The organism is Bacillota bacterium, assembly GCA_013314855.1.
Lineage (GTDB): Bacteria > Bacillota > Clostridia > Acetivibrionales > DUMC01 > Ch48.
On the sequence record JABUEW010000027.1, the window covers coordinates 1 to 19,298 of the forward strand.

The following is a 19,298-nucleotide window of genomic DNA, read 5'->3' on the forward strand; positions in this document are numbered from 1 at the left end:
ATTTTATCATTTCTATATCTTCAGGACTAAATGTCCTACCTGAAAATGTTCTATTAGTATTGTTCATGACTTGATTACCTACCTCCCCCAAGTCTACTATACAATACTAATCTTGTACGTGTCCAACTCGGTTTTGCGAAAATATTTTTTTGCTACTCTCTATAACTCTTGTTTTCTCTTTCTTTTAAATTCGTGCTTCATCTCTGATGAATACTTTAACGAGTAACAGCAAAACTGCGATAATGGTACCGGCAATAAAAGCGCTTAAAACAGCTAAAAAGATATTGGTTAAAACATTCATGGTTAATCCCCCGTAAATGGAGTAAACGCCCTGGTTAAAGGGCGTTTTGATCGATTATTTATCGATTATTTATTGTCTTTGAATGTTGTGCAGCAAGTACCATCGCTTGTATCCGCTCTGCCATTACCCTTTGCATTGACTTCTATGCTGTCTGCATGGCACATACGGCTTCTGTTATAATGGCAGTTTGTTACGCCACATTTAACGTACATCTTCGGTGCGTCCATTCTCCTTCACTTCCTTTCAATTTTACTCTTTTATTATTTTATCCACTTTTAGAACTATTAATGTGAACATGGGCATTGCTACCGCTTAATGAACCAAGGAAGTTCAAACACAACTCTTTGAAAAGTTTGTGTCAACGTCTTCCTTATGTTATAATTATATTGCTATGTTGCGGAAAATATATTATGGAAATATATTGCAAAGATGATTTCTCAAGAAAAAATGGAGGTATAACTAAAAACAATAATGAACATTAGGTTAATACTGACAATAATCATATCGAAAATTGCCGTTAAATTTTGCAGGCTGATACGCCGGGGGGGAACCAGCCTTCCCGGAGGAATTGCACTTACAATATATCCCGACGTGTTAAAAGAGATTTCAAAAACATTTAAAATAATTGCAGTTACAGGTACAAACGGCAAAACTACTACCACACGGGTAATAGGTCAGATATTGAAAGAAAACGGCATCGGTTATATTACCAATAAATCAGGAGCCAACCTTTTGAACGGCATAACCACTTCATTTATCGAAGCAGTGGATCTTAAGGGAAGAAGCTTTATACCAACAGCTCTCCTAGAGATTGACGAAGCTGCATTCAATAAAGTTATGGAGCATTCTGAGCCGTATATAACAATAGTCACCAATTTCTTCAGAGATCAATTGGACCGTTACGGGGAAGTTTATACTACCTTGAATAGTGTCCTTTCCGGTATCCGCAAAACACCGGGTTCCATACTTATTTTAAACGCTGATGATTCACTCTGTGCCAGCCTCGGAAGGGAATCAAGCAACAGGGCAGTTTATTATGGTTTTTCTTCTACTGCATGGAGCAATACGGAGAATACCGTAAACAGCGATGCAATGTTCTGCCTGTACTGTAAGACCAGGTATAACTATGAAAACCACATATACGGGCATCTTGGCGGCTTCATATGTCCACAATGCGGTTACAGGCGTCCGGAATCAACAATAACATGTCTTGAAGTTACTGAGCTTACCAGCAGTTACACCCGGATAAAACTCGATATAAATGGCACTACAGCTGATGCTAAAATAAATCTACCGGGCATTTATAACATTTATAACTGTCTTGCAGGAGCAGCTTGTGGTGCTGTACTGAGATTACCATGCGACAACATTCTAAGGGCTTTAAGCACATTTGAGTGCGGGTTTGGGAGGATGGAAGCTATAATAACCGAAGGAAAAAGCATCAAGGTCATTCTCGTAAAAAATCCCACAGGATTCAACCAGGTATTGGATTATATTCTTACTGAAGATAAGAAAATGCAAATAGCTTTCTTAATCAATGACAGGGCAGCAGACGGAAGGGATATCTCATGGTTGTGGGACGTTGATTTTGAAAAACTGGAAAAAATCTATGATAAAATTATAACCGCTTACGTTTCAGGTATCAGAGGTCCTGACATGGCAGTAAGGCTTAAATATGCAGGTTTCAACCCGGAAAAGATAAAAATCATGAATAATTACAGCCAGCTTATTGACAATGGCCTGGCGGGAACTCCGGAAGGCAGCACCTTCTATATCCTGCCTACATATACCGCAATGCTCGATATCAGGGATATGCTCAAAAAAAATTTTAAGCTAAAGGAGTTTTGGGAATAATATTATGTATACTGTTGATATATGCCACCTTTATCCTGATCTGTTGAACTTATATGGCGATATGGGAAACATAATAGCTTTAAAGAAGCGCTGTGAATGGCGTGGTATACAGGCTAATATACATAATGTTTCACTCGGTGAAAACTTCACACCTGAAAATTTCGATATCATCTTTCTCGGTGGAGGACAGGACTATGAACAGGAAATCATTAAGGACGACTTCTTAAATAATAAGGGTAATGAAATAAGGAACGCTATAGAATACGGCAAGGTTTTTTTATGCATCTGTGGCGGATACCAGCTTCTAGGCAAATACTATAGGACATGGGACGGAAAGGAAATGGAATTTTTGGGTGCTCTTAATCTGTGGACCATAGGCTGCAAAAAACGTATGATAGGGAACATGGTATTCGAATGCGAATTTCTTATTTCGGAAGACTTCAATGGCAGGGTTGTAGGTTTTGAAAACCACTCCGGAAAGACGTATCTTGGCCCGGAGATAAAACCACTAGGCAGGGTAATAAAGGGATACGGTAACAATGGTGAAGACGGTTTTGAAGGTGCAGTCTATAAAAACACCTACTGTTCATATTCCCACGGAAGTCTCCTTCCAAAAAATCCAAGGCTTACCGACTATCTCATATCATTGGCATTGAAACAGAAATACAAGGACTTCACAAGCCTGGATAAACTGGATGATTCCATTGAAGAAAAGGCGCGTATTTCAGTTATCAGGAATGTATTAAGGTAGCACTAATACTTCTGAAAGGACTCTCATTATAAGTTTTTCATCATCTACAAAACACCGCATTACATCACCGATAGCGCGGGGCAGTATAAATAAAAGCCTGCCCCCTTTTACTTTTTTGTCATAAAACATTTTTTCATATACCTTTTCAGGGCTAATGCCTTTTACTACCGTGGGTAACCCTGCTTTTTCCAGTAGGTTGGTTACATCATTTACTGCTTCCTTATTTATCATTCCCATATAGTAAGCCATTCTAAACGCTCCTACCATTCCGACAGAAACACATTCCCCATGCAGGAGGCCAAAACCGGAAACACTTTCTATTGCATGGCCGATAGTATGACCAAAATTAAGTATGGCTCTTAAACCGCTTTCTTTTTCATCCTGTTCAACTACATTGCCTTTAATTGAGCAATTAACCTTAATTACGTGTTTCATTACATCTTCATTATACTCAAATATTTTATCCAAGTTATTTCCAATGTAATTAAAAAACTCACTGTCCATAATAAGCCCATGTTTTATAACTTCTGCCATACCGGACTTGAATTCCCTCAGTGGGAGGGTTTTTAAGGAATTCACATTTATATAAACCAACTTTGGCTGATAAAAGGTACCAATGACATTTTTTACTCCCTCAAAATCTATTCCCGTCTTCCCTCCCACACTGCTGTCTACTTGGGCCAATAAGGTTGTAGGAACCTGTATGAAATCAATACCCCTTAAATATGTGGAAGCGGCAAATCCCGTAATATCCCCCACAACACCGCCTCCGAGAGCTATAATGACGGATTTCCTGTCTAGTTTCAGTCCTATTAAAAACCTGTATATATCCTCTACGGTTTTTAGGTCCTTGCTTTTTTCTCCCGGCATAATAACATACTTATCCGGTTTATAACCGGCGCTTTCCAAAGCCTCCATGAAGCAAGTTCCATAGAAACTATCGACATTCTTATCGGTTATAACAACAAGCTTGCCATCCACATCTATACCTGCTTCCCGGAGGCACATACCCATACTTTTGTAATCGGTTGTAATATATATGGGATAACTCCTTTCACCCAACCCAATAGTTAAATTAATTAGTTTTGACAACTGCAAATTTGACATTCTCCCCATTAATATTCCACTCCTTGCTGTATGCTTCACAAGGGCCTTCACCTTCACTTACCTCATTTGCAAGTACTTCTTCCGAAATAATATCCTTGTTCTTCTCAATTATGCCGGCAATCCGTTTATTTTCTTTATAGAACAACCTTATCCTGTCTTCCACTTCAAAGTCCGCCTCTTTTCTCATTGTCTGAACTTTGCTTATTATTTCTCTCACAAAGCCTTCTTCAATAAGTTCAGGAGTAAGGTTTGTATCAATCACTACAGTAACTCCATAATCAGTTGTAGATACAAAACCTTCTTTTTGGGTTACTTCAACAAGTACATCAGCTTCAGCCAGTTCAATCTTTTCCCCCTCAACTTCCAATACAAAGGCTTCACCTTTTTTAAACGTCTCTACTGCTTCCAAACCGTCAGCTTCACTTAAAGCCTTACTTATTTTCGGCACAAGTTTCCCAAACTTTGGCCCCACCGTCTTAAGTTGAGGTTTAAGCTTATACTCGGTAAAATATTTCGTATCCTCTGTAAATACTACTTCCTTAACATTCAATTCCTCTTCAATGAGTCTTACAAAACTGGGAGGAAGTTTAAATTCGGCTTTTACATACATCTTTCCCACAGGCTGCCTTGTCTTTATGTTAGCAGTGTTTCTTCCTGCACGGCCTAGAACGACAATTTTCAAAACAGTATCCATGTTTTCCTCCAGTTCTCTATCAATACATGCCTCATTATATACGGGAAAATCACACAAATGGACACTCTCCGGAGCAGACAGGTCAATGGTTCTTGTAAGGTTTTGATATATTTCCTCAGCCATAAAGGGAACAAAAGGCGCAGACAGTTTTGTTACAGCATCAAGTACTATATAGAGAGTCATGTAAGCATTAATTTTGTCCTGTTCCATACCCTTTTGCCAGAAACGTTCCCTGCTTCTTCTCACATACCAATTGCTCAAATCATCGACAAAATCCTGTATAGCCCTTGCAGATTCAGTAATACGGTAGTTTTCAAGGTTTTTGTCTACATATCTTATCAACGAGTGGAGCTTTGACAGGATCCATTTGTCCATAACCGAAAGCTTTTCATACTCCAGCTTATAATTAATAGGATTAAACTTGTCAATATTGGCATACAGAATATAGAAGGCATAGGTATTCCATAATGTACCCATAAATTTACGCTGTGCTTCACTTACAGCCTCTTCATAAAAACGGCTTGGCAACCATGGGGCGCTTCCTGTATAAAAATACCAACGAACTGCGTCTGCTCCCTGTTTATCAAGAACAGTCCACGGATCCACTACATTCCCCTTGTGTTTGCTCATTTTCTGGCCGTCCTTATCCTGCACCAATCCCAAAACAATGCAATTTTTGTATGCAGGCTGGTCAAAAAGCAGTGTAGATATTGCGTGGAGTGTATAGAACCATCCCCGGGTCTGGTCAAGGGCTTCACTTATAAAGTCTGCCGGGAAGTTATCATTAAAAAGCTCATGGTTTTCAAAAGGATAGTGCCACTGGGCAAACGGCATTGCTCCCGAATCAAACCAGCAGTCTATAACTTCAGGTACTCTTTTCATCTTCCCCGTACTACATTTTGGGCACTTTAATAAAACACTATCTATATAAGGCTTATGGAGCTCTATATCATCAAGGACATTTTCACCCATCTCTTTTAGCTCAGCAATACTTCCTACCATATGCCGGTGGCCGCACTCACACTCCCATATGGGCAACGGCGTACCCCAATACCTTTCACGGCTCAAAGCCCAGTCTATATTATTCTCTAAGAAATTTCCAAACCTTCCGTCTCTTATGCTTTCCGGCAACCAATTAATCTTTTTGTTGTTTTCAAGCATATTCCCTTTGACAGCAGTAGTCTTTATATGCCAAGTGTTTCGAGCATAATACAAAAGAGGTGTATCACATCTCCAGCAGAAGGGATATGAGTGTTCATAATCCATTGTTTTGTACAGGAGGTTTCTCCTGTCAAGGTCCTTAATTATTTGAGGGTCGGCATCTTTCACAAAAATGCCCTTCCATGGGATTACATCATCAATGAATTTACCCTGTTCATTTACCAGTTGGATAAAAGGCAAGTTGTATTTACGCCCAACTCTTGCATCATCTTCGCCAAATGCCGGAGCAGTATGGACTATACCTGTACCCTCAGTTAAAGTTACATAATCGTCCGCAACTACGAAAAATGCTTTTTTATCAACTTTAGCAAAATTAAACAGTGGTTCATACTCTATACCAACCAATTCATTGCCGATTTTCTTCTCCAGTATCTCATATTCTTCTGTTAAAACTGTCTCTAATAGAGTTTCAGCAAGAATATACACCTCTTCTCCACATTTAACCTTGACATAGGTTTCTTTTGGATTTACAGTAAGACCCACATTAGACGGCAGAGTCCATGGGGTTGTGGTCCATGCCAGAAGGTAAACCCCAGGTTCTCCCTTAACCTTAAATTTAACATATATCGATGGCTCCTTAACATCCTTGTAGCCCTGGGCAACTTCATGGCTTGACAATGATGTACCACATCTGGAGCAATAAGGAACAACCTTATGCCCTTTATAAATAAGGCCTTTATCCCAAATCTGCTTCAATGCCCACCATACCGACTCAATATAACTGTTGTGGTAGGTTACATATGGATTATCCATATCAGCCCAAAAACCTACCCTGTCGCTTATTTTTCTCCATTCTTTTTCGTATTTCCATACACTTTCCTTGCATTTTTGAATAAAAGGCTCTATCCCGAACTTTTCAATCTCAGGTTTCCCATTTATACCAAGTTCTTTTTCAACTTCAAGTTCAACAGGCAATCCATGGGTATCCCAACCCGCCTTTCTTAATACTTTGTAACCTTTCATTGTTTTATATCTCGGTATAATATCTTTTATTACCCTCGTAAGTATATGTCCTATATGTGGTTTACCATTAGCTGTAGGCGGCCCGTCATAAAAAGTAAATGTGGGGCCATCCTTTCTTATTTCAATACTCTTCTCAAATATTTTATTTTCTTTCCAAAACTCTAGAACTTTTAATTCTCTTTCAACAAAGTTTAAGCTTGTAGATACTTTTCGGTACAACTTAAAATGCCTCCTTTATTCCTTTAAATTTATCGCATTATTACCATTTTCACACTAAAAAACCCTCTCATCCTGCTTAAGGGACGAGAGGGGATATTCTCACGCGGTACCACCCTAATTATTATGACTATGATATCATAATCACTTCATTTTATAACGGTTTTTGCCGGCCCCTCCTACTCTTGTAATGCAATTTTGTAATACAATTTCAGGGGGGCAACTCCTGGATGATTTTCAAAGGCCTACCTTACAGGATTTCCACCGCCACCTGCTCTCTCAAAAGGTTTTAGACCTTCTACTCTTTCCAATCATCGTTTTTTCAATATTAAATCACATATTAAATTATATTAATCGTAATAAGCTTTAAATTAATTTGAATTATACAACACAGGTTGTTTTAATGTCAAGCATCCTCTGAACCATCAAACATTTGCTTTAGAATTTCAAGTTGAGATAATAATAGTGCTTCTGCTTTCGACTTAAAAATATGCAATTTTTTTTTCAATTCCTCGTATTCAAATTTTATCCTCATTACTTCCTGGTTGGCATCATTTATCATTCTTTGTGCCTTTATTTCTGCTTCTTTAATAATATTTTCAGCCTTATCATAGGAATTCTTCTTTATTTCTTCCCCTGTTTTCTGAGCAACTAAAAGAGCATTCTGTAAAGAGTCCTCTATGGTTTTGTAATGCTGAAGGCCTTCATTTAGCACTGAAAGTTTATCTTTTAACTCAAGATTTTCCCTAATATATGCATTATAGTCTTCAATTATCCTATCTAATACTTCATTTACTTCGTCTTCGCTATAACCCATAATAGTTTTCTTAAACGTTAAATTTTGTATATCATTTGGTGTATAATTCATACTCCATCACCTCAAAAGAAAGAAGATCTAAAAATAATATTTCTTATTAATCCAATTATTAAGAACGCTAGCACAGGAGAAAAATCAAATATCATATTACGCCCAATAGCCGATCTCTCGATTAGTTCCCTCAAAGGCGCCAAAATGGGCTCGGTAATTTGATACAACAACCTGATAATACTATTATTTCTCGGTATAGGTATCCATGAAATAATCACCCTTGCAAATATTGCATATTGTATAAATATTAATAAATAGTCTATTGCTCTATAAATTGTTCCAGCCATTATAATCCTCCGTTACTTCATCCAAGGAAATACCCCATCGTTTTTTAATCCATCATTAAAATCTCCCAATACATCTACATTATGAGGCGCAATTAAAAAAATTGAACCGGATATCTTATAAATACTCCCATCAAGAGCATAAACCGCTCCACAGAAAAAATCAACCACTCTTTGGGCAGAATCCTTTTCCAACAATTCCAAGTTAACAATAACAGGTTTCTTGTTTTTTAAATGGTCACAAATATTCTGTGCCTCATCAAAATTTTGTGGTTGAATAACAACAACCTTAAATTGGGAAGACGAATGGATATTAACTACCTTTCCTTGCTGCCTTCTATTATTTGTACTAAAGGAAAACCTCGGTTGTTCCTCCTCATCAGCCTGATCCCTTTCGGTATACTCCTCTTCCATTTCCTCTTCAGTCTCCCAACCTACAAAATTCAACACTTTGTCAAATAGCTTTGCCATAGTGTATGTACTCCCTTCTCTTTAGTATTATCTTTTCCCAAATATGGCAGTACCTATCCTTACAATATTTGCGCCTTCTTCAATTGCAACTTCAAAATCATTACTCATTCCCATAGACAGGTAATCCATATCTATATTATCAATGTTTTCCCTGCTTATGTCAATAAATATTTTCCTAAGTTCTTTAAAAACAAACCTTATTTCTTCGGGGTCGCTAACGAGAGGAGCTATGGTCATAAGTCCTTTTACCTTAATATTCCTATATTTGCTTATTTCTTTTATAAAATTCATAGCTTCATCTTTGGATATCCCAAATTTAGATTCTTCTCCAGCAACATTAACCTGCACAAGGACATCAATTATTTTTCCGGCTTTTTGCGCCCTTTTGTTTATTTCCTGGGCAAGTTCCACACTGTCTAAAGAGTGAATCATAACCACACTGTCAATTAAATACTTTACTTTGTTTTTTTGTAAATGGCCTATCATATGCCAGTTTACATTTTTATTAGCAGCCCTAATAGTATTTATTTTTTCCTGCAATTCCTGCACCCTGTTTTCCCCTAGGTCAACAATTCCTGCATCAATTGCTTTAAGTATCCTAACAGGTTCCACGTTTTTTGTAACACCTATTATTTTAATGTCCTCAGGTTTTCTTCCTGCTTTTTTTGATGCTTTTTCAATCCTTTCTTTTATTTTGTCTATGTTTTGCTTTATTAAATTATTTATCATTAATTTATCACCTGCCCATCCTGAATATTATGCGGATTTAATATATATGTATCATAAAGGTATATACCCTTAGACCTATCCATAGCTTCAACTACTGCATATTCGTTATTTCTCCCTATTATTTTTACTTCTCTTACACTTGCTATATCACCTTTTAAAATCACAATTTCTGCTGTATTCATGTTTAAGTCGACATTTCTGAGGCTCTTTAAAGGTACTGTAAGGCCTTCATATGAAGATTTTACTAAATCAATATTAACCCTTCTCAAACCAGCTATCTCTCCTGTATATTTATCAGCTCTAATAGCAATTATTTGTTTTCCATCCTGTTCTTTTGATACAAATTCAACAGTGCCTGTCATTTTCCTGTTTATATCATTAATCCTAATTAATAGTTTTTTCCCTTTTTCTAAAAGGGTATTTTGCTCAGATTTCAAACATACAACAATCTGATATTGAAAATCATTTATTACCTTGGCAAAAGGCTTATCTGCTTCAACTTTTCTATCGCTTATATCCCGTTCAACAGTTTTTTCTGTTAATATGCTTTCAAACACTTCGGGTGTTAATTGCCCAATAGCCTGAGGTTTTAAAATACTTTCATAACCATCAACAATGTATGATACTATTCCGGATGAGTCTGTTTTTTTTTCTGATATACTCGTATTCATATTTTTCATCAATTTGTCTCTTTGTTCTTTTAGAGTTTTTATATAAATACTATCAATTCCATCATCTCCTATTATTTCAGCTTTTTTTTTAATTAATTCATCTATTTCATATTTTATTTGTTTTATCCTGCTAAGCCTGTTACTATTCATTTCCGCAACAATTAATTTTACTTTGCGTCCAATTTCATTCTCAATTTTTACTATATCTTGATTAAATATTTCTTTATTCTTATTTTTCTCTTTTTGGGCAGCAAGAATTTTTGTATTTATATCGTTTATTTCTTTCAGCAATTTTAAAGATGAATCATCTACAACTGTTGCAACTGTAGAATATGCAGAAATCTTGTTTCCTTCCTCAACATGAGGTATATATTCTCCGTTAAAAGGAGCTTTTAATACTGTTTCATCCCGTACAAGCAATGCATTAACATTTATTGAATCTTCAATCTTCCCAATACGGATAATATCAGTTGCTATACTATTTCCATAAAACCAGTAAAAAAGAGAAGGTACATATATTAACGCAAATATAACTGTCAGCAATCTTCCCACTCTGAATTTTTTCCTGGCTTTTTTACGGTCTTTTTGACTATATGCTTCGTCTTCTGTATGCTTGTTTCTAACATTGTTTTTTAAATTTTTTCTTTTGTTTTCCATATTTCTCCCCACCTAAATATGGCATTTAATTTTTTCTTTCATTACCTGTATAGCTGTCATTACACCTAATTTAACGTGCTCAAAAACCAGGCCGCCCTGCAAATAAGCAATATATGGTGCCTTAACAGGTGCATCGGCGCTTAATTCTATGGAAGCTCCCTGGATAAATCCGCCGGCAGCCATTACTACCTGGCTGTCATATCCAGGCATGTCCCATGGTTGGGGCGTTACAAATGAATCCACTGGAGAACCTTTTTGTATCCCCTGGCAGAATAAAATCAGACTCTCCGGGTCACTAAACTTAATTGCCTGAATTATATCTCCCCTTTCTTCATTTACGGATGGGGATACTTCAAATCCCAACTTTTCCATTACTGCTGCAGCAAATACCGCACCTTTTAAGCTTTCGGCAACTACATGGGGTGCAAAAAATAATCCTTGAAAAAACAACCTGTTAATCCCCAGAGATGCCCCTACTTCTTTCCCAAGTCCTGGAGTAGTTAACCTGCATGCAGCATTCTTGACATATATTTCCTTACCAACTACATAGCCTCCGGTAGGTGCCAATCCTCCTCCAGGATTTTTGATAAGTGAGCCGGCGACTATATCCGCACCTGCTTCAACAGGCTCTCTTTTTTCAACAAACTCCCCGTAGCAATTATCTACCAATACTATTATATCTTTTTTTAGTCTTTTTGCAAACTTAACAATATTCTCAATATCACTAATCTTAAGGGACGGCCGCCAACAATATCCCCTTGAGCGCTGAATAAAAACCATTTTCGTTTTTTCATTTATTGTTCCCTTAATTTTTTCAAAATCCACTTTTCCATCAGGGAGTAAATCCACTTGCCTGTAACCTATCCCAAACTCTCTTAAAGAACCTTCTTTGCTTTCTCTTATACCTATTACATTATCAAGGGTATCATATGGCTTCCCTGTAACCGACAACACTTCATCTCCTGGCCTCAGGTTACCATAAAGGCACAAGGCTAAAGCATGGGTACCTGAAACAATTTGGTGCCTCACCAATGCATCTTCGGCTTTGAATATGTCTGCATATACCCCTTCCAGTATGTCTCTTCCCCTGTCATTATAGCCATACCCTGTAGAACCTGCAAAATGGGAGTCGCTAAGTTTGTTCTTTTGCATGGCTTTTATAACCTTTAACTGGTTGTATTCCCTCACAGCATCGATACGTAAGAAAATATCCCTGCACTCTTTTTCGGCAATATGAGATATCTTACTAATACTTTCATCTATACCAAACTCTTGTTTAATAAAATCATCTATCTGAAACTCGCAATTTGCTTTGTAAGTATTATGATCCATATATAACCTTTGCACCCCTAATTTTTATATAAGTCCTGCGCTTTCTCCTATAACAACTTCCCAAACTTTATGTATAGCAAAATATTACTACAGAAATTAATTTTCCGCAACATATAAAGGCCACCGGGTGGAATTTCTTTTTAAAGTACCTAAAATTCACAAAATTTTAACAAATTATTCATGTACTAGTCAAATAAATTGGGTAGAATAAAAATGCCAATAAATAATCGAAGGAAGGAGGTGAACAAAATGAAAAAGAAATTAGTTATATTCTTGGTTCTTGCTATGGTCATTGCAATACCTTTTTCCGTATTTGCAGCCACTTCTGATACCCAAGCAGCAAAAGCGGTAAGAGGATTTTTGGGGATAGATGTTTCAAAACTCAACGAACAACAGAAAGCAGATGTTGAAGAATACTCCAAAAAGATGGCGGATTTGAAAAAGGAATTTATTAACAAGATGGTTGAAAATGGTTCAATAACAAAAGAAAAAGGAGATGCTGCCATAGAAAAGATTGATGAAATGCTTGAGAATGGATTGGAAGGTTTTGCAAACTGGTTTGGAGGTTTTAAGTGTTTTGCTAAGGGAAGAAGTTTTAATAATAGCAGAATTGACGTTTCTAACCTTACTGATGAGCAAAAAGCTGATTTAAAGGAGTCTATAGACAAGATAGTTGAACTTCAAAAAGAACTGATTAACAAGATGGCTGCAAATAGTTTGTTGACCGAAGAACAAGCAAATGCTATTACCCAAAAGCTAGACAGTATTATTAGTAATGACGAAAATTTAGCCTATGGTTTGCTATTAGGGGAAGGCTTATGCGGTAACTTCGGCTTTTGGGGTATAAACGGTATTAAAATCTATGCTCCAAAGGTCTCTGAGCTCACAGAGCAACAAGAAAAAGATTTAATAGACTATTTCAATAAAATGGCTGATCTAAAGAAAGAACTGGTCAACAAGATGGTTACTTACAGTTTAATAACTAAAGAGCAAGGAGATAACTGCATCCGGAAAATTGATGAAGTGCAAAAGGACATCAATGAAAACGGATTGCCTGACAACCTTGGGTGGTCAAACGGCAAGACAGCCAAAAAGGGCGGTTTTAGAGGTGCTATAAAAAAAGGTGCTATGCCAAAAGGCAACTCTGGTTTGAATAATATACAATAATATGAGTATGCTCTCAGTACACAAATTGTAAAGAAAAGGATAAAGTAAGGGTAAGGATATGGGTTTAATCCTTATCCTCCCTTATTTTTATCCTTACTTATTTTGTTCTCACCGATTATTTTAATTTGCCAATGATATACACAAGATTATTCACAAGATTATTTCCAGAGCCAATTTTTGATTTTACAAATATAAACATTTCCAAATTTTTATAGTATAATAAAAGCTACGGATATATTTTGAGGAAAGGGTGTGTATCTGTGAATATACTGGTTACTTTAAATGCTGCTTATATTTCACCGCTCAAGGTTATGCTCAAATCACTGTTTGATAATTGCTCCGAAAGCCTTGATATTTACCTTATGCATGCTGATATAAGAGAAGCAGAGATAAACCAGCTTTCCAAATTTGTCACAAGGCATGGGCATACCTTGTATCCATTGCTTGTTGATAAAAATGTGTTTTCTGATGCTCCGGTTAACTCCTACTATTCAAAAGAAATGTATTACCGCCTGATTGCACATACCTTACTGCCGGACCATGTCGATAAAGTGCTCTATCTTGATCCGGATATATTGGTCCTTAACCCTATTGAACCATTGTACAGGATCGAATTAGGAGATTGCTTTTTTGCGGCTGCTGCACATGCAAAACCAATGATAAGCTACATCAATAAAATTCGTCTCAAGACAGAGTCTAACAGGTATTATAACTCCGGTGTGCTGCTCATCAATGTAGCACGACTGCGAACCGAAACTGACGTTTCTCAGTTGTATAACTATATTAAAAAACATGTCAATGAGCTTATACTACCCGATCAGGATGTTCTCAACGGTCTTTATTGGGATAAAATCAAGCCCCTGGATGAATACTTGTACAACTATGATGCACGCCGCTACCGCTCATATCTAATTTCATCGAAGGGGCGGGTAAATATAGATTATATCATTCACAACACAGTTATTCTACACTTCTGCGGCAAACACAAGCCTTGGCACCGCAATTATCCGTATCGTTTCGGCATTCTTTACAAACACTATCAGAAGATGTCGGAAAGAGCGGATACTTCATAGCCTTAAAGAAAATACTAATTTTTCAATCCTAACATAACCCTGTCTTCATCAAATTTCCTGTGTGCAGCGCGCTCAAACATATCCACCAACTCATCTACGGTAAGTGATGTTTTATCCAAACCTTTTATATCCAGTACTATTTGCCCCTTGTCCATCATTATAAGACGATTGCCCATTTTAATGGCATGTTCCATATTATGCGTAATCATAAGCGTAGTTATGCCTTTCTGAAGAACGATTCTTTCTGTGAGATCGTTTATCAGGCGGACGGTAGACGGATCCAGTGCAGCAGTATGCTCGTCTAGAAGAAGCAGTTTCGGCTTTACCATGGTGGCAATAAGCAATGTCATGGCTTGCCGTTGACCCCCTGAAAGCAGTTTAACCTTGGAGTCCATGCGGTTCTCCAACCCTAACCCCAGCTCAGCCAACCTCTGTCTAAATGTTTCTCTCAGTTCCTCGTTAAGACCCCACTTGAGTCTGCGGGGCTTATCACGGCAGTATGCCATCGATAGGTTTTCCTCTATGGTCATAGACGGAGCAGTACCCATCATGGGATCTTGAAAAACCCTGCCGATAAATTTAGCCCTTTCATATTCAGGCAGCCTGGTAATATCCCTGCCATCGAGTAATATGCATCCCCCATCAACAGGATATACACCTGCTATAACATTTAAAAGCGTAGATTTCCCTGCACCGTTGCTTCCAATTATAGAAATAAAATCACCATCGTTAACATTAAGGTTAAGGTCGCGGAGTACGGCATTCTCATTAACTGTCCCAATATTAAAGATCTTTGTTACTCCTTTTAATTCCAACATAAAAAATCCTCCTATGCAGCACTGCGAATCAACTTTCTTATCTTGGGCGTACCTAATGCTATTATCACCAGTATCGTAGTGAGCAGCTTTAAATCGGTTGCTGCAAAACCTAACCTCAATGCGATACCGATACTCAGCCTATAAATGAAAGATCCGAGCAGAGCTGAAAAAGTGGCAAAGCCTACACTTTTTTCTCCCATGATCATTTCTCCTATTATTACCGACGCCAAACCGGCCACGATAGTGCCTACACCCATGCCTATATCGGAAAAACCCTGGTACTGTGCCACAAGTGCTCCGGAAAGTGCTACCAATCCGTTTGATATGGATAGCCCCAACATTTTCATGGCATCAGTATTTACACCCAGGGCTCGCGCCATGCCAGGGTTGTTGCCTGTTGCCCTAAGCGCAAAACCAAGCTGGGTTTTCAAAAAACTATCAAGCAGGATCTTTATTATGACAGTTGCAATTACGAATGCTGTCATGAATACCCATTGGCGGGGTATGCCCCAGTCTTCAATATATGTGAATATTGTCTTGGCATTTAGCAGCGTAACATTGGATCGCCCCATCACGCGCAGGTTTATAGAGTAAAGAGCTGTCATAGTCAAAATACCTGCAAGCAGCCCGGTTATCTTTCCTCGTGTGTTGAGGAAACCGGTAATATAGCCGGCAACCATGCCGGCCGCTGCAGCCAGAAGCAATGCAAAAAAGGGGTTACCTCCGTTGAATATCAGGATGGAAGCTACCGCTGCTCCGAGCGGAAAGCTTCCATCTACCGTCAGATCAGGAAAATCAAGTACTTTAAACGTAATATAAACACCAAGCGCCATTATGCCAAACACAAGTCCCTGCTCCAAGGACGTAGCCACTAGGCTGAACAATCGAACCACCTCATAATCATTCTATAACCTCATCGGCTTTATCCAGTATATCCTTCGGTATGGTCAGGCCAATGGTTTCAGCCGCCTTTTGGTTAATTATAAGAGTGACAACCTTGGACCCTTCTATCGGTATATCCTGGGGTTTTTTACCCTTTATAATCTCTACAGCTATCTGGCCGGTCTGCTTACCCAGCTCCCTGTAATCTATTCCTTTTGTCGCTATGGCTCCTGCATCTACCTGACCCCGCTCCGAACCTATAACCGGTATCTTGTTATCATTTGCAACTTTTATAACTGCCCCTATGGAGGAAACTATGGTATTGTCAGTAGGAACGTAAATAGCATCCACTCTTCCCATTAGCGACTGCGTAGCCTGGTTGACCTCACTACTATTACTAACAGTGGCTTCCACTAAAGTTAAACCAAGAGCAGCAGCGGCTTCCTTTGCTATATCTACTTGAATCTTGGAATTGATCTCACCGGCATTGTACAGTATACCAACTTTTTTGGCCCCCGGTATCAGGTCCTTGACCAGCTTAATCTGCTCGGCTACCGGGTTCATATCGGTTGTTCCGGTTACATTGCCACCAGGTTTCTCGAGACTCTCAGCTAAGCCTGCCGATACCGGATCGGTCACCGCCGTAATAAGTATGGGTATATCCTTAGTAACATTGGCTGCGGCTTGGGCTGCCGGTGTAGCTATGGCAAGTATCATGTCCACCTTTTCATCAACAAATTTACGGGCTATGGTCTGGGCATTGGTTACATCACCTTGTGCATTTTGAAGATCAATCTTAATGTTCTTACCATCTTCATAGCCAGCTTCCTTGAGTGCTTCAATAAAGCCTTCACGTGCGCTATCCAGGGCAGGATGCTGTACTAGTTGCGATATACCTATTTTGACTACCTTGTCCGAAGATGTGCCGCTGCATGCGGCAAAACTAATTGAGATGAGCATTATTACCAAGGCAATAGCAATTACTTTTTTAGACATAAAAAATCCCCCTTCTTTTTATTGACGGAGGGAATATGGAAGTTTACATTTTTCCCTACCGTACTACCATTTTACTTATTATCTATGATAGCACATCAAAATTGTGAATTCAAGGAAATGTTCGGGTGCATTTTTATTTCTTTCTGTTAAACTTAATTTTAGCAGTAAGCACCCTGTCGGTAGTAAATATCTTCGCTGCTATAATTATAAGCAAAATCAATACAATTAACTGGTATATAATTCCCCATGTCACGGTCATGTACCTGCGAAAGAATATGCCCTGCGATACAAGAAATGAATGTGAAAATGGAATGGCGTAAACAAAATACTTAAGGGCCGGCGAAGCCGTGTCCAGGTTCATGAACATGGAAATAAAATATGGTATCATTACTATAAATATAATTGGAGCGATCAGGCTTTGTGCTTTCTTCACATCCTCTGAAAAGACTCCAAGGATCAGTGAAACGGCAAGCGCTATCAGTATGCTCAGGAAAAGTGAAACGCCTATAAGCAAATAGTCCGTGATACCAAGAGTCAGGCCAAGCTGGTTCAAGGCGCTAATCAACTTCTGGCTGGACTCGCTCTTGAAAGCGTCACCTGTTACCCCCCTTATATAATAGCTCATTCCGACCATATATACAGCTGCCATAATCAGAGATACGATGCCAGCAGCAGACATTTTAGCCGTCACCAGAGATGTCCTGCTTATCGGCGTGCTTAAAAGCGTTTCCAGGGTTTTATTCTCCTTTTCTGAAGCAATGGCAACCACCACTGTCTGAGATGCCATTATAATGATTACAAAAATAACAATGGGTATAAACATTGTTTGTGAATTGATAAAACCCATCAGTTCTTCCAAGCTCACATTTGCAGTCTTACTGCCTAATACAACCAGATTCTCAGCAGTAATAGGATTTTTTAATTCTTCTGGGTTTTCCGATAAAGCCTTTTTCATAATTAACATATTGCTGAAGTGTTCATTTATAATCTTAAATGCCCGCGTACCCGAACCGGAGCTCATTAAACCGGAAACTGAAAATCCCTGTAGGATATTATAATTTTCAATCCTCTGAGGCTTGAATTCCAGAAGGCCCTTCTCAAAACCTGAGGGGATGGATATTACATTGTATATATTCTTCTCCTTTGCTTCTTCAATAACTAAATCAACCGTTTCTTCGCTATACAGAAACACCTGGTACCCTGCAGATTCTAAGATATCTGCAACCATTTGTGAAGTGGGGGAAGAATCGAGGTCATGAACTATAATGCTTTGTGAACTACTTGCTTTCCTGCTCTCTTTTCCGACCACATTCCCTATAAACACAAAAATCATTATGCCAATTAATAACGGTAAAATCATTTGGAGTGTCAGGAGCTCTCTTATCTCCTTCTTAAATAATGCCATAAATCTATTCATCTTGCCACCTCCGCAAACACTTCTTCAAGATTCTGCGCTCCAAATTCCTTCTTTAATTCCTCAGGGGTTCCAACTTCTAGTATTTTACCTTTATCGATTATGGCAACCCTGTCGCACAGGTACTCAATCTCGAGCATGTTGTGGCTTGAAACCAGGACTGTCATACCGGATTTTGCAAGCCTTTTTATGGTATTTCTTATTTCAAGCGCATTTATTACGTCCAGCCCGCTAGTAGGTTCATCCAGTATTGCCAGCTTAGGCCTAGTCATCACTGCCCTGGCCAGCAACAATTTCCGCGTCATACCTTTACTGAATGTGGATATCTTATCTTTCAACCTGTCCCCAAGATCTGCAATTTCCGAGGCAACCCTCACATATTCCTCGCAGGTTCTTTCATCCGGTGCAAAAAGGCTTGCCATAAAACGCAAATATTCCTTTCCGGTTAAGTTCTTATATGCCCCAGCTTCTTCGGGAAGATAGCTTATTATGTTTCTAATTTTATCCGGCTGTTTTTTTACGCTTATACCGTAAATGTATACGTCGCCACCATCCGAAGAAAGAATTGTTGCAATAATCCTTAAAGTTGTCGTTTTCCCAGCTCCATTGGGTCCAATCAGGGCAAAGATTTCACCAGGGCTTACATCAAAACTGATTCCTTTTAATGCTTTAAGATTACCGTAATTCTTCTCAAGATTTTCTACCACAAGAGCCTTCTCCATAACTGGTCCTCCTTTCGTACGTACTAAATAAAAGATAATATAATAATTATATGAAAGTTTGGAAACCTATGCAACTGCTTAGAAAATTAATTTAAAGGAAACTTACC

Annotated in this window: 18 protein-coding genes and 1 other annotated feature; of the genes, 4 read left to right on the top strand and 14 right to left on the bottom strand. The window is 38.3% G+C overall.

Going from position 1 to position 19,298, the window contains the following annotated elements; all coding sequences use genetic code 11:
- Window positions 1-366: 366 nt before the first annotated feature.
- Complete coding sequence (locus HPY74_06615) at window positions 367-528, bottom strand: DUF1540 domain-containing protein (GenBank protein NSW90337.1); 162 nt, start codon at window positions 526-528, stop codon at window positions 367-369.
- Window positions 529-772: 244 nt separating this feature from the next.
- Between HPY74_06615 and HPY74_06620 the strand changes: the two genes are divergently transcribed.
- Window positions 773-2,155 carry a DUF1727 domain-containing protein gene (locus HPY74_06620; GenBank protein ID NSW90338.1) on the top strand — a complete coding sequence of 461 codons (1,383 nt, stop codon included), beginning with the start codon at window positions 773-775 and terminating at the stop codon, window positions 2,153-2,155.
- A 4-nt stretch (window positions 2,156-2,159) separates the two neighbouring features.
- Window positions 2,160-2,906, top strand: coding sequence for a type 1 glutamine amidotransferase (locus tag HPY74_06625; GenBank protein ID NSW90339.1), 747 nt, complete (start codon window positions 2,160-2,162; stop codon window positions 2,904-2,906).
- Here the strand turns inward: HPY74_06625 and aroB are convergent.
- The 8 genes from aroB to HPY74_06665 all read right to left on the bottom strand — a co-directional run bounded on the left by aroB (window position 2,898) and on the right by HPY74_06665 (window position 12,119).
- Window positions 2,898-4,013, bottom strand: a complete 1,116-nt coding sequence (gene aroB, locus HPY74_06630; protein NSW90340.1) for a 3-dehydroquinate synthase — start codon at window positions 4,011-4,013, stop codon at window positions 2,898-2,900. The two genes, HPY74_06625 and aroB, sit on opposite strands and share 9 nt — an antisense overlap.
- The gene (locus tag HPY74_06635) at window positions 3,982-7,110 is read right to left on the bottom strand and encodes an isoleucine--tRNA ligase (protein ID NSW90341.1); all 3,129 of its coding nucleotides are present in this window, start codon (window positions 7,108-7,110) and stop codon (window positions 3,982-3,984) included. Before HPY74_06635 ends, aroB begins: the two co-directional genes overlap by 32 nt.
- A 76-nt stretch (window positions 7,111-7,186) precedes the next feature.
- Window positions 7,187-7,431: a binding site (T-box leader), on the bottom strand.
- Between the two features lie 82 nt (window positions 7,432-7,513).
- On the bottom strand, window positions 7,514-7,975 hold the full coding sequence (locus tag HPY74_06640; GenBank protein NSW90342.1) for a DivIVA domain-containing protein: 462 nt from the start codon (window positions 7,973-7,975) through the stop codon (window positions 7,514-7,516).
- Window positions 7,976-7,986: 11 nt separating this feature from the next.
- Window positions 7,987-8,262 carry a YggT family protein gene (locus tag HPY74_06645; GenBank protein ID NSW90343.1) on the bottom strand — a complete coding sequence of 92 codons (276 nt, stop codon included), beginning with the start codon at window positions 8,260-8,262 and terminating at the stop codon, window positions 7,987-7,989.
- A gap of 12 nt (window positions 8,263-8,274) precedes the next feature.
- Entirely contained in the window at window positions 8,275-8,730 is a 456-nt protein-coding gene (locus HPY74_06650) for a cell division protein SepF (GenBank protein NSW90344.1), read from the bottom strand.
- Window positions 8,731-8,757: 27 nt separating this feature from the next.
- Window positions 8,758-9,459, bottom strand: coding sequence for a YggS family pyridoxal phosphate-dependent enzyme (locus tag HPY74_06655; GenBank protein ID NSW90345.1), 702 nt, complete (start codon window positions 9,457-9,459; stop codon window positions 8,758-8,760).
- A complete protein-coding gene (locus HPY74_06660) occupies window positions 9,459-10,787 on the bottom strand; it encodes a hypothetical protein (GenBank protein ID NSW90346.1) in 1,329 nt (442 codons plus the stop codon). Before HPY74_06660 ends, HPY74_06655 begins: the two co-directional genes overlap by 1 nt.
- A 12-nt stretch (window positions 10,788-10,799) precedes the next feature.
- On the bottom strand, window positions 10,800-12,119 hold the full coding sequence (locus HPY74_06665; GenBank protein ID NSW90347.1) for an aminotransferase class I/II-fold pyridoxal phosphate-dependent enzyme: 1,320 nt from the start codon (window positions 12,117-12,119) through the stop codon (window positions 10,800-10,802).
- A 249-nt stretch (window positions 12,120-12,368) separates the two neighbouring features.
- Between HPY74_06665 and HPY74_06670 the strand changes: the two genes are divergently transcribed.
- Window positions 12,369-13,286, top strand: coding sequence for a DUF2680 domain-containing protein (locus HPY74_06670; GenBank protein NSW90348.1), 918 nt, complete (start codon window positions 12,369-12,371; stop codon window positions 13,284-13,286).
- A gap of 260 nt (window positions 13,287-13,546) precedes the next feature.
- Window positions 13,547-14,359 (top strand): glycosyltransferase family 8 protein, encoded by an 813-nt coding sequence (locus HPY74_06675; GenBank protein NSW90349.1) that lies wholly within the window; start codon window positions 13,547-13,549, stop codon window positions 14,357-14,359.
- Window positions 14,360-14,373: 14 nt separating this feature from the next.
- Here the strand turns inward: HPY74_06675 and HPY74_06680 are convergent, their stop codons facing one another.
- The 5 genes from HPY74_06680 to HPY74_06700 all read right to left on the bottom strand — a co-directional run bounded on the left by HPY74_06680 (window position 14,374) and on the right by HPY74_06700 (window position 19,191).
- On the bottom strand, window positions 14,374-15,177 hold the full coding sequence (locus HPY74_06680; GenBank protein NSW90350.1) for an ATP-binding cassette domain-containing protein: 804 nt from the start codon (window positions 15,175-15,177) through the stop codon (window positions 14,374-14,376).
- An 11-nt stretch (window positions 15,178-15,188) separates the two neighbouring features.
- Complete coding sequence (locus tag HPY74_06685) at window positions 15,189-16,010, bottom strand: ABC transporter permease (GenBank protein NSW90351.1); 822 nt, start codon at window positions 16,008-16,010, stop codon at window positions 15,189-15,191.
- 67 nt (window positions 16,011-16,077) lie between these two features.
- The gene (locus HPY74_06690; GenBank protein NSW90352.1) at window positions 16,078-17,055 is read right to left on the bottom strand and encodes an ABC transporter substrate-binding protein; all 978 of its coding nucleotides are present in this window, start codon (window positions 17,053-17,055) and stop codon (window positions 16,078-16,080) included.
- Between the two features lie 133 nt (window positions 17,056-17,188).
- Complete coding sequence (locus HPY74_06695) at window positions 17,189-18,472, bottom strand: ABC transporter permease (protein ID NSW90353.1); 1,284 nt, start codon at window positions 18,470-18,472, stop codon at window positions 17,189-17,191.
- Window positions 18,469-19,191: an ABC transporter ATP-binding protein gene (locus tag HPY74_06700; protein ID NSW90354.1), complete on the bottom strand. Its 723-nt coding sequence runs from the start codon at window positions 19,189-19,191 to the stop codon at window positions 18,469-18,471. The genes HPY74_06695 and HPY74_06700 overlap by 4 nt, the downstream gene beginning before the upstream one ends.
- Window positions 19,192-19,298 lie beyond the last annotated feature (107 nt).

What these genes read in the sequence shown, in the direction of transcription:
- HPY74_06615 (NSW90337.1), bottom strand. Translation starts at nt 528, where the DNA reads ATGGACGCACCGAAGATGTACGTTAAATGTGGCGTAACAAACTGCCAT.
- HPY74_06665 (NSW90347.1), bottom strand. Translation starts at nt 12,119, where the DNA reads ATGGATCATAATACTTACAAAGCAAATTGCGAGTTTCAGATAGATGAT.
- HPY74_06640 (NSW90342.1), bottom strand. Translation starts at nt 7,975, where the DNA reads ATGAATTATACACCAAATGATATACAAAATTTAACGTTTAAGAAAACT.
- HPY74_06690 (NSW90352.1), bottom strand. Translation starts at nt 17,055, where the DNA reads ATGTCTAAAAAAGTAATTGCTATTGCCTTGGTAATAATGCTCATCTCA.
- HPY74_06655 (NSW90345.1), bottom strand. Translation starts at nt 9,459, where the DNA reads ATGATAAATAATTTAATAAAGCAAAACATAGACAAAATAAAAGAAAGG.
- HPY74_06660 (NSW90346.1), bottom strand. Translation starts at nt 10,787, where the DNA reads ATGGAAAACAAAAGAAAAAATTTAAAAAACAATGTTAGAAACAAGCAT.
- HPY74_06620 (NSW90338.1), top strand. Translation starts at nt 773, where the DNA reads ATGAACATTAGGTTAATACTGACAATAATCATATCGAAAATTGCCGTT.
- HPY74_06685 (NSW90351.1), bottom strand. Translation starts at nt 16,010, where the DNA reads ATGGCGCTTGGTGTTTATATTACGTTTAAAGTACTTGATTTTCCTGAT.
- HPY74_06650 (NSW90344.1), bottom strand. Translation starts at nt 8,730, where the DNA reads ATGGCAAAGCTATTTGACAAAGTGTTGAATTTTGTAGGTTGGGAGACT.
- HPY74_06670 (NSW90348.1), top strand. Translation starts at nt 12,369, where the DNA reads ATGAAAAAGAAATTAGTTATATTCTTGGTTCTTGCTATGGTCATTGCA.
- HPY74_06680 (NSW90350.1), bottom strand. Translation starts at nt 15,177, where the DNA reads ATGTTGGAATTAAAAGGAGTAACAAAGATCTTTAATATTGGGACAGTT.
- HPY74_06695 (NSW90353.1), bottom strand. Translation starts at nt 18,472, where the DNA reads ATGAATAGATTTATGGCATTATTTAAGAAGGAGATAAGAGAGCTCCTG.
- HPY74_06625 (NSW90339.1), top strand. Translation starts at nt 2,160, where the DNA reads ATGTATACTGTTGATATATGCCACCTTTATCCTGATCTGTTGAACTTA.
- HPY74_06700 (NSW90354.1), bottom strand. Translation starts at nt 19,191, where the DNA reads ATGGAGAAGGCTCTTGTGGTAGAAAATCTTGAGAAGAATTACGGTAAT.
- HPY74_06645 (NSW90343.1), bottom strand. Translation starts at nt 8,262, where the DNA reads ATGGCTGGAACAATTTATAGAGCAATAGACTATTTATTAATATTTATA.
- aroB (NSW90340.1), bottom strand. Translation starts at nt 4,013, where the DNA reads ATGTCAAATTTGCAGTTGTCAAAACTAATTAATTTAACTATTGGGTTG.